Annotated in this window: 10 protein-coding genes; 8 read left to right on the top strand and 2 right to left on the bottom strand. The window is 70.2% G+C overall.

The genetic code is table 11. The features are described 5' to 3' along the window. The first annotated feature begins 64 nt into the window (after positions 1-64). The 3 genes from IEZ21_RS09425 to IEZ21_RS09415 are packed head-to-tail and all read left to right on the top strand — an operon-like array spanning position 65 to position 5,971. On the top strand, positions 65-871 hold the full coding sequence (locus IEZ21_RS09425; RefSeq protein ID WP_189321422.1) for a biotin/lipoyl-containing protein: 807 nt from the start codon (positions 65-67) through the stop codon (positions 869-871). Then, positions 868-3,129 carry an NHLP family bacteriocin export ABC transporter peptidase/permease/ATPase subunit gene (locus tag IEZ21_RS09420; protein ID WP_373302202.1) on the top strand — a complete coding sequence of 754 codons (2,262 nt, stop codon included), beginning with the start codon at positions 868-870 and terminating at the stop codon, positions 3,127-3,129. Before IEZ21_RS09425 ends, IEZ21_RS09420 begins: the two co-directional genes overlap by 4 nt. A 1-nt stretch (position 3,130) precedes the next feature. Further along, positions 3,131-5,971 (top strand): NHLP bacteriocin export ABC transporter permease/ATPase subunit, encoded by a 2,841-nt coding sequence (locus IEZ21_RS09415; protein ID WP_189321421.1) that lies wholly within the window; start codon positions 3,131-3,133, stop codon positions 5,969-5,971. A gap of 85 nt (positions 5,972-6,056) precedes the next feature. Here IEZ21_RS09415 and IEZ21_RS09410 read toward each other — a convergent pair whose 3' ends face one another. After that, positions 6,057-9,104 (bottom strand): helix-turn-helix transcriptional regulator, encoded by a 3,048-nt coding sequence (locus IEZ21_RS09410; protein ID WP_189321420.1) that lies wholly within the window; start codon positions 9,102-9,104, stop codon positions 6,057-6,059. A 379-nt stretch (positions 9,105-9,483) separates the two neighbouring features. Here IEZ21_RS09410 and IEZ21_RS09405 point away from each other — a divergent pair, with 379 nt between their 5' ends. Then, positions 9,484-9,981, top strand: coding sequence for a hypothetical protein (locus IEZ21_RS09405; protein WP_246567480.1), 498 nt, complete (start codon positions 9,484-9,486; stop codon positions 9,979-9,981). 34 nt (positions 9,982-10,015) lie between these two features. Beyond that, positions 10,016-10,771: a dienelactone hydrolase family protein gene (locus IEZ21_RS09400; protein WP_189321419.1), complete on the top strand. Its 756-nt coding sequence runs from the start codon at positions 10,016-10,018 to the stop codon at positions 10,769-10,771. A 94-nt stretch (positions 10,772-10,865) separates the two neighbouring features. Here IEZ21_RS09400 and IEZ21_RS09395 read toward each other — a convergent pair whose 3' ends face one another. After that, positions 10,866-12,131, bottom strand: coding sequence for an erythromycin esterase family protein (locus IEZ21_RS09395; protein ID WP_246567477.1), 1,266 nt, complete (start codon positions 12,129-12,131; stop codon positions 10,866-10,868). A gap of 606 nt (positions 12,132-12,737) precedes the next feature. Between IEZ21_RS09395 and IEZ21_RS09390 the strand changes: the two genes are divergently transcribed. The 3 genes from IEZ21_RS09390 to IEZ21_RS09380 form a co-directional block, all read left to right on the top strand. Continuing rightward, complete coding sequence (locus IEZ21_RS09390; protein WP_189321418.1) at positions 12,738-13,271, top strand: GNAT family N-acetyltransferase; 534 nt, start codon at positions 12,738-12,740, stop codon at positions 13,269-13,271. 340 nt (positions 13,272-13,611) lie between these two features. After that, complete coding sequence (locus IEZ21_RS09385) at positions 13,612-14,052, top strand: hypothetical protein (protein WP_189321417.1); 441 nt, start codon at positions 13,612-13,614, stop codon at positions 14,050-14,052. 210 nt (positions 14,053-14,262) lie between these two features. Beyond that, the coding region (locus tag IEZ21_RS09380) for a GNAT family N-acetyltransferase (RefSeq protein WP_189321416.1) at positions 14,263-14,654 on the top strand (392 nt) is incomplete at its 3' end.

Below are 14,654 nucleotides of genomic sequence, written 5' to 3'. Positions count from 1 at the left end.
GCCGTACGGCAGGCGTCCGCCGTGGCCGTACGTCACGTCGTCCGCAGGTGAGGGAAAGTTCCCCGTGCAGTTCCGCCAACAGGCCCTCGCCAAGCTCCAGTCACCGGAGGAGCTCGACCTTCCGGTGCGCTTCGCCCGCCCGCAGGGCTGGCTCGTGCTGTCCGTGACGGTCGTCGTGATGGCCGCCGCCTCCGTCTGGGCCGTCACGGGATCCGTCGCCTCCACGGTGACCGCGCCCGCCGTCCTCACGCACGGGCAGGGCAGTTACGTTCTGCAGAGCCCCGTCTCCGGCCAGGTCACCGCGGTCCTCGCCGAGCAGGGCGAGCGGCTCGCCGCCGACGCCCCCGTACTGAAGGTCCGTACGGCGAAGGGCGAGACGGTCGTGCGCACCGTCGCCGCGGGCCGGGTCAACGCCCTCGCCGCCACGATGGGCGCCATCATCCAGACCGGCGCGAACGTCGCCTCCGTCGAGAAGGTCGCAGGCGCCAAGGACCCGCTGTTCGCGACGGTGTACGTGCCCGCCGAGAACGCCGCCACGATTCCCGACGACGCGGCCGTGGATCTCACTGTCCAGTCGGTACCCACGCAGGAGTACGGAGTGCTGCGCGGCCATGTGAAGAAGGTCGACCGGAACGCCCAGACGCCGCAGCAGATCAGCGCCTTCCTCGGCGACAACCAGCTGGGCGAGCAGTTCACCAAGGACGGCAGGCCGGTGGCCGTGCTCGTCCGGCTCGACCGTTCGTCGGGCACGAAGTCCGGCTACAAGTGGTCGTCCGACAAGGGCCCGCCGTTCCGGCTCGACTCCATGACCATGGCCTCCGGCTCGATCCGGATGGCCGACGAGCGCCCGATCGATTGGCTGCTGCCGTGACCGCCCCCCAGGAGACCGGCACCGGCACCGCGGAGTCCCAACTGCCGCCGCCCGTACGGGGCCGACGCCGCGCCGCGCCGCCGAAGCGCACCGTACCCAAGGGCCGCCGCAAGACCGTCCGCACGCCCACCGTGCTCCAGATGGAGGCCGTGGAGTGCGGCGCCGCCTCTCTCGCCATGGTGCTCGGCCACTACGGGCGGCACATCCCGCTCGAAGAGCTGCGCATCGCCTGCGGTGTCTCTCGGGACGGTTCGCGGGCCAGCAACCTGCTGAAGGCGGCGCGCAGTTACGGCCTCACCGCCAAGGGCATGCAGATGGACACGGCGGCGCTCGCCGAGGTCCGCGCCCCGGCGATCCTCTTCTGGGAGTTCAACCACTACGTCGTCTACGACGGCATGGGGCGCCGCTTCGGCCGGCGCGGGGTGCACATCAACGACCCCGGCAAGGGCCGCCGTTTCATCCCCATGGAGGACTTCGACACCAGTTTCACCGGTGTCGTCCTGGTCATGGAGCCGGGTCCCGACTTCGAGAAGGGCGGCCGCAAACCGGGTGTCCTGGGCGCCATGCCGGCCCGGCTGCGTGGTACTTCGGGCACCATGCCCGCCGCAGTGCTGGCGAGTCTGCTGCTGGTCGCGGTCGGGGCGGCGGTGCCCGCGCTCAGCCGTACGTACATCGACATGTTCCTGATCGGCGGGCAGACCTCGCTGCTCACCGTGCTGTTCGCCTCGATGGGCACGACCGTGCTGCTCACGGTCGTGCTTACGTGGTTGCAGCAGGCGAACCTGCTGCGCGGGCGCATCATCTCCTCGACGCTGAGCAGCGCGAAGTTCCTGCGGCATCTGCTGCGGCTGCCCGTCACGTTCTTCTCCCAGCGCAGTCCGGCCGACCTGGTGCAGCGGCTCCAGTCGAACGACGCGGTGGCCGAGACGCTGGCCCGGGACCTCGCGGCGGCGGGCGTGGACGCGGTCGTGGTGGTGCTGTACGCGGTCCTGCTCTACACCTACGACCCGCAGCTCACGGCCGTGGGCATCGGGGTCGCGCTGCTCAACCTGGTGGCGATGCGGGTGGTGATCCGGCTGCGGGCGACGCGTACCGCCAAGCTGCGCGCGGACAGCGCACGGCTCACCAACACGGCGTACACCGGGCTTCAGTTGATCGAGACGATGAAGGCGACCGGCGGTGAGGACGGCTACTTCCGCAAATGGGCCGGGCAGCACGCCACCACGCTCGAGGAGCAGCAGCGGCTCGGGGTGCCGAGCGCCTGGCTGGGTGTGGTCGCGCCGACGCTGGCGACGCTCAACAGCGCGCTGATCCTGTGGATCGGCGGAATGCGCGCCGTGGAGGGCCACATCTCCGTCGGTCTGCTCGTGGCGTTCCAGGCGCTGGTGACCCGCTTCACCGCCCCGATCACCCGCCTCAACGGCGTCGCGGGCCGCATCCAGGACTTCGCCGCCGACGTGGCCCGCCTGAAGGACGTCGAGAACTTCGCAGCCGACCCCCTCTACTCACGTCCGGGCGCGGGCGACAGCACCCGCCGGCTGCACGGCCATGTGGAGCTGGAGAACATCACGTTCGGCTACAGCCCGCTCGACAAGCCGCTGCTGTCCGGCTTCTCGCTGACGGTCGGGCCGGGGCAGCAGGTGGCGCTCGTCGGCGGTTCCGGCAGCGGCAAGTCGACCGTGTCCAGGCTGATTTCGGGTCTCTATGCTCCCTGGGAGGGCGTGATCCGGATCGACGGACAGCGGCTGGAGGACATCCCCCGTGGCGCGCTCGCGGCCTCCGTGTCCTTCGTCGACCAGGACGTCTTCCTCTTCGAGGGCACGGTCCGCGACAACATCGCACTGTGGGACCCCTCGGTCCCGGACGACGCCGTGGTCGCGGCGCTCCAGGACGCGGCGGTGTACGACGTCGTCATGCGCCGCCCCGGCGGCATCCACAGCAAGGTCGAGCAGGACGGCCGCAACTTCTCCGGCGGCCAGCGCCAACGCCTGGAGATCGCACGGGCGTTGGTGCGCAGGCCCAGCATCCTCGTCCTCGACGAGGTGACCAGCGCCCTGGACGCGGAGACCGAGCAGACCGTGATGGACAACCTGCGCAAACGCGGCTGCGCCTGCGTGGTGATCGCACACCGGCTCAGCACCGTGCGCGACAGCGACGAGATCGTGGTCCTCCAGCACGGCACGATCGTGGAACGCGGGCGCCATGACGCCCTGGTGGCGGCCGGCGGCGCGTACGCCGAGCTGGTCAGGGAGCGCTGAGATGACATCCGTACCCGACCAGCAGCATCAACAGCCCGTCGCCGAGGGCGACTACGTGCTCGCCGCGCTCGGCGGCATGGGCACTCCGGTCGACGGCTCCGGCCTCACCCGCCTGGACCTCGAAGGCCCGCACGTGCTGTGGCTCATCGCCTCCGGCGCCATGGACCTGTTCGCGGTCGACGCGGTCCAGCAGGGCCACTGGCACCACCTCGGCCGCCTCGAAGCGGGCACCCTGCTGCTCGGCCCGGTCGCTGGACCGCAGCACAGCCTGGTCGGCAGGCCGCTGCGCGAGTGCGTACTGCGCCGTATCGAGATGCGCGAGCTGTACCAGCCGCCGGGGACCGAGACATGGACGTACGACGCGTACGGCAACCCCGTGTACGTACCCCCGGCCACGAGCCCTCTGGAGTACGCCCTCTCCCTGGGTGTCGGCCGGGGCCTGGCCCTCCTGTTCGAGGCGCCCCTCGCGACCGAGCGGGGCGCGGCCCTGACCGACGACGACATCCTGTGGATGCAGGTGCCGCCGGGCAGTGTGCAGTACGGGTCCGTGTACGGCGCCGAGGCCGCGGCCGATCTGCTGGTGGACCCGGCGATGTGGCAGGCCATGGTCGACCAGCAGTACCGGCTGCTCGCCACTCTCGACCGCTGGATCGAGCAGCTGGAACGCACCCATGAGGACCGTACGGCCGAGGGCATCAAGGCCGGTGAGGAGGTCCGCGCCCGGGCCGACCGCACCCTGATCGCCTCCATCTCCAAGCGCTCGTCATCGACCGGGCCCGCGGCGGACGCCGACGCCACCTACGCCGCCTGCAAGCTCGTCGCCCGCGCGGCAGGGCTCGCGCTCGCGGACCCCGCGCAGAGCGGCACGGAGAGCGACCGGCTCGACCCCGTCGAGCGGATCGCGCTCGCCTCCCGCGTCCGCACCCGGGCCGTACGCCTGGACGGGCGCTGGTGGCGCGACAACATCGGTCCGCTGGTCGGCCACCGGTCCGGGTCCGGCGCTCCGGTCGCGCTGCTGTGGCGGCGCGGCGGCTATGTGGCCGTGCACCCGAGCGGTCGTGAGACACCGGTCGAGAAGGCCAACGTGGCGGAGTTCGAGCCGCGCGCCGTCATGTTCTACCGGCCGCTGCCCGAACGCCGGCTGGGCCCGCTCGGTCTGCTGCGGTTCAGCCTCCGCGGCACCGGCGGCGATCTGCGCAATCTCATGCTCAGTGGTCTTGTGACGGTGGCGTTGGGCGCGCTGGTGCCGATCGCGACCGGGCAGGTGCTCGGGGTCTATGTGCCGAAGGCCCAGGAGAACCTGATCGTGCAGTTCTGCCTGGCGATCATGATCGCCAGTGTGGTGTCGGCGGCGTTCATGCTGATGCAGAACCTCACCATCCTGCGGATGGAGGGGCGTATCGAGGCCACGCTCCAACCCGCCGTGTGGGACCGGCTGCTCAGGCTGCCCACGAAGTTCTTCACCGCACGCTCGACCGGCGAACTGGCCAGCGCCGCCATGGGCATCAGCTCGATGCGCCGCATGATGGCGGGCATCGGCCCGGTCGTCGTCCAGGCGGGCACGGTCGGCCTGATGAACCTCGTCCTGCTGCTCGTGTACAGCGTCCCGATGGCGCTGGCCGCGATCGGCATGCTCGTCGTGATCGCCGCGGTGTTCCTCGGGCTCGGACTGTGGCAGGTGCGCTGGCAGCGCCGCCTCGTCGTGCTGAGCAACAAGCTCAACAACCAGGCGTTCCAGACGCTGCGGGGCCTGCCCAAGCTGCGGGTCGCGGCGGCCGAGAACTACGCGTACGCGGCCTGGGCGAGCGAGTTCGCGCGCAGCCGTGAGCTGCAGCAGCGGGTCGGGCGGATCAAGAACCTCAACACGGTGCTGGGCGCGGTGTATCTGCCGCTCAGCTCGCTGATCATCTTCATGCTGCTTGCGGGACCGGCACGCGGGTCGATGTCGGCCGGTGCCTTTCTGACCTTCACCACCTCGATGACCATGCTGCTGACCTCGGTGACCCAGCTGACCGGCGCATTCGTCTCGGCGGTCGCCGCGCTGCCGATGTTCGAGGAGATCAAGCCGGTCCTCGACGCGACGCCCGAGGTCCGCGTGGCGAGCACCCGCCCCGCCGCGCTGTCCGGCGCCATCGAGGCGAAGAAACTGTCCTTCCGGTACACCGACGACGGTCCGCTCGTCCTCGACGACGTGTCCTTCGCGATCCGGCCGGGCGAGTTCGTGGCGATCGTCGGCCCCAGCGGCTGCGGCAAGTCCACCCTGCTGCGGCTGCTGATCGGCTTCGACAAACCGGTCTCGGGCAGCGTCCTGTACGACGGTCAGGACCTGGCGGCCCTCGACCAGTCGGCCGTACGCCGTCAGTGCGGTGTCGTACTCCAGCACGCGCAGCCGTTCACCGGCTCGATCCTGGACTGCATCTGCGGCACCGAGCCGTACACACCCGAAGAGGCCATGGCCGCCGCCGAGATGGCCGGGCTCGCCGAGGACATCAAGCGCATGCCGATGGGCCTGCACACCATCGTCTCCGGCAGCGGCGCGATCTCGGGCGGCCAGCGTCAGCGGCTCATGATCGCCCAGGCGCTGATCCGCCGGCCACGCATCCTCTTCTTCGACGAGGCGACCAGCGCCCTGGACAACGAGACGCAGCGCACCGTCATCGAGAGCACCCACGCGCTGAACGCCACACGTGTCGTGATCGCGCACCGGCTGTCGACCGTGCTCGACGCGGACCGCGTCATCGTCATGTCCGAGGGCCGCGTGGTGCAGCAGGGCCCACCCGCGCAGCTGCTCGCCGACACGGGCGGGCGGCTGCACGAGCTGGTACGACGCCAGATGGCGTGAGCGCCACCCAAGTCCCGTACGGGCGCTGCGGATTCAGGCACCGGGATGCGTTCCCCGGGCGGTCGGGTGCCGGCGCGCACCGGAGTCACTGCCCGTGCGCGTACCGGCGAGCCAGGGTACGCAGGGCGGCCCTGCTGTTCTGGCCGGTGCGGTCGCGGAGGCTCGCCAGGTGCTTTTCGACGGTGCGTGGCGAGAGGAAGAGCTGCTCGGCGATCTCCTGGTTGCCGAGCCCCCGGCCGAGCAGGCGCAGCACCTCGTACTCCCGGGCTGTCACCCCCGCCCGCCGCAGCTCCTGCGGAATCGTGTCGTGGCCCTCGCGGCGGCGGGGTACGGGAGAGCCCGCTTCCCGTAGCAGGGCGCGGCAGGCTGCCGACACCCGTGTCGTGCCCCGGTCGTGGAAGAAGTGCTCGGCGGTGCGCAGCCACTCGACGGGCCTCCCCCAGTTGTCGGTGAGTGCCGCCTGAGCGCCCAGGCGCAGACACAGGTGGCGGGCCAGGGGTATGACGTCCGTCCCGGCCAGGGCCTCCTCGGCCGCCTTGGCGGCCTCGGCGGCGCGGCCTTCGCGGCCCAGCAGCACGGCCCGGGACCAGCCGACGTAGGGCCGGTCCGAGTGGGCCTCGGAGAGCCGGCCGGCGACGGCCCCGTCCAGCTCCGCCCAGCCGGCCGCGCCCCGTACGGTCCGCAGGAGCAGGTACGGGCCCAGGAAACCGGTGACTCCCCGGGTGCTGGGCAGTGCCTTCATGACCTGGTCCGCGTCGGTGAACTCGGCCATCGCCCGGTCGTGTTCCTCCCGCAGCAGGGAGCAGATGCCCTGGGCCCAGCCCCACACCGAGGTGTCGGCGTAGCCCCAGACTGCTCCGGCACTCCCGCCGGCCAGTGCGTTCTGAAGGACGTGCAGCGCGGTCTGGAGTTTCTCCCGCTCCCCACGGACGGCGGCGATGATGCCGTCCACTCCGGCACCGAGCAGCTCCACTTCGTCCAGCCGCAGTCTGCGAGCCGTCACCCGGAGCCGCCGGGCGGAATCCGCGGCCGCGTCCAGGTCGTCGCGCAGCACATGGGCGAGCGTCAGATGCATGTCGGCCCAGGCCGTCATCAGCACCGCGCCGGTCTCGTCGGCCGCCTTCCGCGCGGCCAGCAGCCGCTCTATCCCGGTGAAGCGGACCCGGTCGAGCGCGCCGAGTTCCAGCAGGCCGCGTATCCGCCAGACCGGCAGCCCATGGGTCTCGGCCGTGGCCACCAGGCGTTCGAACACCTTTTCCGACTCGGCCAGGTCCAGGGGCCTCAGGCAGTACCCGAGCATGTTCAGCGCCTTGCAGCTCACTTCCGGCAGCCCGACCGCTTCGGCGGTCGCCACGGACCCTTCGGCCAAGGCCCTGGCGCTCTCCAGCCGGTCCGGGCGCTGCGAGTTGAGCATCAGGTGCGCGGCGACCGCGTCCAGGGCCGCGCGGGACGCCGGGTCGGGCTCGGCGCCGAGCAGCTCCCGCGCCCGCCGGACGGCGGTCAGTCCCTCCTCCCAGCGCTGGACGGTGGCCGCGGCCCCGGCCTGCGTCAGGAAACCCGCGGCTCGCCGGGCGGGCGGCGCGCCCCACGCGGTCAGAATGTGGTCCAGCCGGTCGCCGAGTTCCGGGACGCGCTGGACGTCGCCCGTGAGGACGAGTGTCCTCAGCAGTTCCTCCAGCAGCCGGGCCACGGCCTCGGGCGGGGCGTCCGTGGCGTCGGCGGTCAACTCCAGGCCCCGGTCGAGGAGTTCCACCGCGGTCAGCAGGGCGCCCCGCTGGACCGCCTGCCGGCCGGCCCGGGTGAGCAGTACGGCCGCCCGTGCCCGCTGCCCGCCGGCGACGCACAGCTCGGCGGCCAGGCGATACAGGTCGTCGCCCGAGTCACCGCCGATCAGACCGTGGGGCTCGCCGGGCCGGCCTGCGCCTCCCGTCCCCCGCTCCGACGCGTCGGCGGACTCGGTCGCGTGGCTCGCGTGGGCGGACTCGATGGCGTCGGCGGCGGCGAGACAGAGCGCCGCCCGTTCCGCGGGCAGCAGCCGGTGGGCGATGGCATCGGCGGTCAGGGCGTGGCGGAAGGTGTGCCAGCCGGGCTGCTCCGCGGTGGGGCCGTGGGTGGTGCCGTCGGCGACCAGGTGGGCGCGTGCCGCGTGCCGCAGCTGGCGGTGCGCCGTCGGCCGGTCGAGTCCGGCGACACGGGCGGCGATGTCCACGGGGAAGCGCCTGCCCAGGACGGCCGCCGCTTCCAGGAGCGCGACTCCGGGCGGTTCCAGGTGGTCCACGCGCTGAAGGACGGCGGCGGCGACCGTCGCGGGTACTCCGGCGTTCAGCGCGCCGGTCACCGTCCAGCCGGCGCGCTGCCGCTGGACGAGATCGCCGCTGTCGACCATGGCTCGCAGCAGTTCCTCCACCACGAAGGGGACGCCGTCGGAGACGGCGTGCAGCCGGTCCAGTACGGCCGCCGGTACCGCGCCCGCGTCGTCGTGGCCCAGACAGCGGGCGGCCAGTTCCGCGGTGTGGGCGGGCTTGAGGCGGGCGAGGCGCACGGTGCGGGCCGTACGGCGGGAGGCCGCGGCCTCGGCGAGGTCGAGGGCGGGTCCGGGCCCACCGCGCAGGGTGGCCAGCAGGACGGCACGCTGGCCGGGGAGGTTGTCCGTGAGGTAGTCGACGATGGTCAGCGTGTCGGCGTCCGCGTCGTGCAGGTCCTCCAGCACCAGCACGCAGCCGCCGGTGCGTCCGAGGACACCCAGGAGCCGCAGCACCGCCTCGGCGTAGCCCACCAGCGGCGCACCGTCCTGCGGCGCCAGCCCGCACAGCCGCGACAGCAGCGGTTCGTAGGGGCCCAAGTCCCCGTCCGCGGGCGCCCCTTCACCCCGCAGTCCGGAGAACACGGCCTCCGCCAGCGGGCGCAACGGCACCGCGCGCCCGGCGGACGCGGCCCGCCCGCGCAGCACCCGTAACCCGGCGCGAACGGCGGTGGCCGCGGCCTCCTCGACCAGGCGCGACTTGCCGATGCCCGGCTCGCCCAGCACGAACACCGACGAGCCCCGCCCTTCGCCCGCCGACCGGCCTGCCTCGGTCAGCAGGTCCAGCTCCGGTCCTCTGCCAATCAGCGTCGGTGACGACAACGACGACACTCAGGCCCCCTGCGCCCTCTTCCGGGATGCCCCGGCCGCCCCCTCGAATGCTCCTTCGAGCGAGTTCAGACAGCGTAATACCCACGAGTCACAGGGGCCGCACCACTAGATGGGGGCTCATCCCCCATGCCCGCGGCCGAGTCGCACGGCACGCTCTTCTCCAGCAGGTAGGGGGGACAGGGCATGTCCGGGGGACATGCCCTGCTGCTGTTCTTTCTTCGATGGGGGGTTCCCAATGTCTATGCCTTCAAGGTCTTCGATTCTGGTCACCGCCGGGCTTCTGGGTGTGGTCCTGTGCGGATGCTCGTCGCTCACCGAAAGCTCGGAAGTGGGTGCCGGCACATCGCAGTCAAAGGGTTCGGCAGCGGACGGGCCGGAGGTGCCGGACTCCGTCCTGGACCTGGAGCGGGTGTGCAAGGACGGGCTCGGCTTCTCGGGGATGCCCGCCTACGACCGTACGAAGAAGACCGTGCACCCGGCGATACTCATGAACAACCCCGGCGACGACTGGTCGCAGTTCGAGCCGCCCGCCGGAGATTTCCCCAAGGGCTGGTTCCTCGGCTACTCCGACAAGCCGGCCGCCGCCGAACTGGTCGTCTGCGTCGAGCGCACCAAGGCGACCGCGACCGGCAAGGTGTGCGACATGGAGACCGAGGACGGCAAGCCGCTGAAGATAAGCACGTACAACACCTCGTACCAGCTGAAGGTCGTCGAAGCGCGGACGGGCAAGGCACTGCACGAGTACAACGGTGAGGCCAAGTCCGACGAATGCCCGGTGTACATCTACACCTCGGAGGGCGAGGACAAGAACAAGTACTACAACGAAGTGTGGCCCAAGGACTACCGCAAGCGCGTCCAGCCCTTCATCGCGCCGTAAGCCGTCCCGCCCCCACCCTCCCCTGGAGGACAGCGTGCCCGTCACGACCACCACCGTCGATCTCACCGAGTTCAGCGCCGCCCTCGGCGGCTCCCGTCAGCTCAGAGGCCATCTCACCCGGCCCACCGGGCCGGGCCCCTGGCCCGGTGTCGTCGTGATCCATGAGGCGCTGGGCGTCAACGATGTGATGCACCGTCAGGCGGAACGACTGGCGAGAGCCGGGTACCTCGTCGTCATGCCCGACCTGTTCACCGACGGAGGGGCCGTACGCTGCCTGGTGCCGACTTTCAGGGCCGCCCTGTCCGGACGCGGCCGAGCCTTCCATGACATCGAGGCGGCCCGTACCCACCTCGCCCGGGATCCCGACTGCACCGGGCGGATCGGCATCATCGGCTTCTGCATGGGCGGTTCCTTCGCCCTCCTCGCCGTGGCCGGCGGCGACTTCGACGCCGCCTCCGTCAACTACGGCCGCCTGCCGAAGCATCCCGAACGGGCGCTCACCGGTTCCTGCCCCGTAGTCGCGAGTTACGGAGCCCGCGACCGGACGCTGAAGGGCGCGGCCTCCGACCTGGAGGCGTCACTCGACCGGCTCGGCATCGTCCACGACGTCAAGGAGTATCCGGAGGCCGGCCACTCCTTCCTGAACGACGCCGAGGTCGGGCCACGCGCCCTGCGTCCACTGACGCGCGTCGCCGGAATCAGACCGCACCCGGAGTCCGCCGTCGACGCCTGGCAACGCATCGACGGCTTCTTCGCCACGCACCTCAAGGCGGAGAGCCGGGAGGGCTGACCGACCGAGGTGGCGTCGAGGGGGACAGCCTTTGGGGAGGGGACGACACTGTTGGCGAAGCCTGGGGCTCAACGTGACGCGGGGATGGGGGCGTCTACGAGGTCGCGAGAGGCTGGGAACCGGTCGACACTGCGACGTAGGCCAGTCCGTCGTACTCCTCGGCCAGGGAGGCAGGGCTCAGGTTGAAGCGATAAAACCAGCGCGGCACCACGGCACCGAAGCTTCGCATGCAATGCCGACCGTTGAGCCACTCCCGTACTGCCGTCGGCGCGTTGGCTGCGCTGCGCAGGTCCACGAGGTGGTTGCCCGGACTGGCGGTGGCGAGCTGGGCTTCCACGGTGTCCGGGCGGGCGGGGCCGATCCGGTTGGTGACGAGGGCGCCGGCTCGGGGACGAGACCAAGGGCCGGGCCACATCCGACGGGCCCGGAAGGAGCCGCTGCCGAACAGCAGGCCGAGTGCGTAGTAGGCGTCGCCGTACCGTGTATGCAGGTGCTGCCCCATCGCTGGTACCCCGCCACCGTAATGGCTCTTGGTGATGTGCCCGTTGTGAGCCCAGAGGGCGATCTTGGTGGATGGATCATTGAGGAGTTCCCCGACGGCCTCGGCCATGTACCGGTCGCGTGCGGCGAAGACGGTCTGCTCCGGGTTGGTGTGCTGCCTGGCTCGCGTCACCAAGTCGGCGGCCTGCACCAGAATTCGGGCATGCCGAAGAGCGTCGGCCTCTCCGGGGCCGCGTCCACGGAGGAACCCCAGCAGTTCTTCTGCATCCTGCACCAGGCGCCGCCGAGGATCAGGTTGCGATCCCGGATACGCCTTGGCGAGCACGCGGAGCGGGGAGAGAAGTCCGGCCTCGCGATCCGGTGCCACCTTGCGCAGGAAGGAGCCGAGCACGGCCAGGGAGCCGCCGCACTGTTGCGGGTCGATACCTGCAAAACGCACCTTTTGATCTTCTGGGCGCCCCCGGTTGTACGCGCGCATCCATTCGATCATCCCGAGCACCTCACGGGTCCGCCAGGTCCAGAACCCCAGCCCGGCCAGCACCCCCGCGGCGTCACCGACGCCTTGGCGGACGTAGGCGTCCACTGCCGGCCCGGCCGATGCGCTGGCCTCCATGGCCAGGACCGAAAATCCCATCTCTTCGACGAGGAACTCCAGCAGGCGGTGCTTGAGCTGGAAGAACTCGCTCGTCCCGTGGGTGGCCTCCCCCAAGCCCACGATCCGCACACCGTCGAGGATGCTCTTCAGCGGCTGGAGGTCAGCAGTGGACACGCCCGCGGTCAGGCCGCTCAGAGGTAAAGCGGTCCGGGCCAACCAACTCGTCACCTCACCAGACACGGCCTCCCCCTCCGTCGCCGCCACGCCCGATGACACTACCCATGCCGTCATGCACTCAGCGAGTAAGGCCGTCTCAGGCCCGCCCCTCACCCCGGCGGCAAAGTTCATCCGGAAGAGCCCGCACGGCAGTGCTACGCACAACGCGACGGATTGAACTCGCCAACAGTGTCAGGGGACGGGCAGGGGTGGCGGGGAGAGTTCGTGGCGACCGTCGGCCCGAGCGGTTACGGAAAGTCGACCCATGGTTTGTACACCCCAATATCCCCACAAGGGCGCAACCATCCGTAGCTCTGCGCTCCCATCGTGCAAACCCTCAGGTCAGGGCACACAAGCAAGAGGCCACCAACTATGCGCCTTGCTCACACAGTTGGGGCGCTCAGTGTTCGCGCGGCCGGTACGGCAACTGTGTCAGCCTGCCCCGCTGCGGTTCCGGACCGGGGCACGGCGGCGGGTCCGGAGGCGCGACAGGCTCACCGCATGCCAAGCAGAAGACCCACCCCGTCTCGGATGTTGACGCCAGAGCGGGGACGGCAGGCGTAGCTGTGCGCCTTTGATCGTGAACAGCCAGCCTTCGGACAGGGATTGGGAACTCGGCGTGAGACGGAGGTCTTGACGGATACGATCCGTGCCGTGTCCGACACAGCCACTTGGCCGACCGCCACTCTCGTCATGACTTCACGCCTCCAGCTCGAACCGCTGCAGGTCGAGCACGCGCCGGAGGCCGTGTCGGTCTTCGACGACGTACGACTGCACAAGTGGACTGGCGGGACACCGTCCACACTTGAGGAGCTCGAAGCCAAGTACCGGCGGCAGTCGGCCAGGCAGTCCCCGGACGGCAGGCACGGCTGGCTGAACTGGATGCTCCGGCGGCTCGCGGACGGGCAGCTCGTCGGTACCGTTCAGGCCACCCTCCACCACCCGAACGCGGGCGGAATCGAGGCCGAACTCGCCTGGGTGATCGGCAGCGACCACCAGGGCAACGGCTACGGACATGAGGGAGCACTGGCCATGGCCGGCTGGCTGCGCGCACACGGCGTGGACGGCCTTACCGCGCACATCCATCCACAGCACGAGGCATCGATCCGTATTGCACAGGCGCTCGGTCTGAGTGCGACGGACAAGGTGTCCGGGAATGAAGTGCTCTGGAGAGACTCCGACCGGTGAACCAGCCGGACGTGTCGTCGCCATCTTCCTCTGGTCCGCGACCACAAGCCTCGATACACCACTGGCCGAGGGCATCGATGCCGAAGTCGACCCGCCCCGGCAGATTGACGCCCGCGACCGACGCGTCGATGACGTCAGGCGTTCCTGGCAGTGTGTGGCTGCGCCACGCACGCCGCTCTCTCCGCCCTGCATGAGGTCGCCGTGTGGAGCTTCCCGGTGAATCTTCGGTCGGCCACTGTGAGCATCGTTGTTGGCCAGGGGAACCCCGCCGGCCGAAGGCCCAGTCAGGGTGGGATCATTCAACACAGCAGGTCACATCCCCACAACGGGGAGTACACGCATGCGCAGGGCAACGACCATAACGGCGCTCATCGCGGCAGCCGGGCTGATGACCGCGTGCGGCGGCAGTGGTGATGACGGCAAAACGGAGCGCGCCGGCAAGAGCACGCCCACGTCGTCGAAGCCGGCCTCCGATGGCCAGGACAAGACGTACGAGGTCACCTTCGAAGTCGGCGGAAAGGGCAAGTCGCGCGTCGCCTACAACCTCGACACGAACCACTTCGAGCAGATCACGCTGCCGTGGAAGAAGTCGGACCAGCTCACCTTGAGCAGCACCCAACGCAAGGTCGGGACCACCGTGTCCGTCGTGCCAGGGCCCGTGATGCTGTCCAACGGCCAGCTCGGCGTTGCTCCTTGCTCAATCACCGTCGATGGGAAGAAGGTCGCCGAGAACCCGGGTGGTGCCGACGGCAAGCACATGTGCGAGTACACCCTGCGGTAACAGCACACCGGTCGGCGGCACATGCAGTCGGTGTCAGTCAGTGCGACTCGTGACCTTTCGCAGCGAAGATTGAGCGATGTCAGCGATGTTTGAGTGACCTGGGTCACGCTTGGTGGTCTAGCGCCGTGACTGGATAGGTCACTGCTTCTCGATCGCTCCAAAGAGTCGCCGGGTACGCTCCTTCAGTCCTTGGTCGAGAGGAGTTGCCGAGTGGCCCGGTTAAGCGGACCCGTTCTGCGCACCCAGAAGCTTGTGATGGAGCCGATCCGCCGCGGGGACAGCGACGATCTCTTTGAGGCCGTGGTCAGCCAGGACAGCGTCATGCGATGGCTGGCGACCGGCCGGGCGGACAGCCGAACCGCGGCCGAGGCCATGTGCGACGACCACGCCGTCCACTGGACCAGACACGGCTACGGCGACTTCGCGGTCAGGGACGCCGCAACGCACGCGTTTCTCGGCCGGGCAGGACTGCGCAATCGGGCTCAGCACGGGGTTGACCTCGGTTTCGCCCTGCACCCACGGGCCCAAGGCCGTGGCATCGCCGGCGAGGCGGGCCGCGCGTGCCTGGACCTGGCATTTCGCCGCCTCTCACTCCCCGCCGT

The organism is Streptomyces flaveus, from assembly GCF_014647675.1.
GTDB classification, from domain to species: Bacteria; Actinomycetota; Actinomycetes; order Streptomycetales; family Streptomycetaceae; genus Streptomyces; species Streptomyces flaveus.
The sequence above is the reverse complement of the archived record's forward strand: the minus strand, read 5'-3'. Positions and strand labels throughout refer to the sequence as shown.

Coding starts and splice junctions, on each gene's coding strand:
- IEZ21_RS09415 (WP_189321421.1), top strand. CDS start 3,131: ATGACATCCGTACCCGACCAGCAGCATCAACAGCCCGTCGCCGAGGGC.
- IEZ21_RS09385 (WP_189321417.1), top strand. CDS start 13,612: ATGCGCAGGGCAACGACCATAACGGCGCTCATCGCGGCAGCCGGGCTG.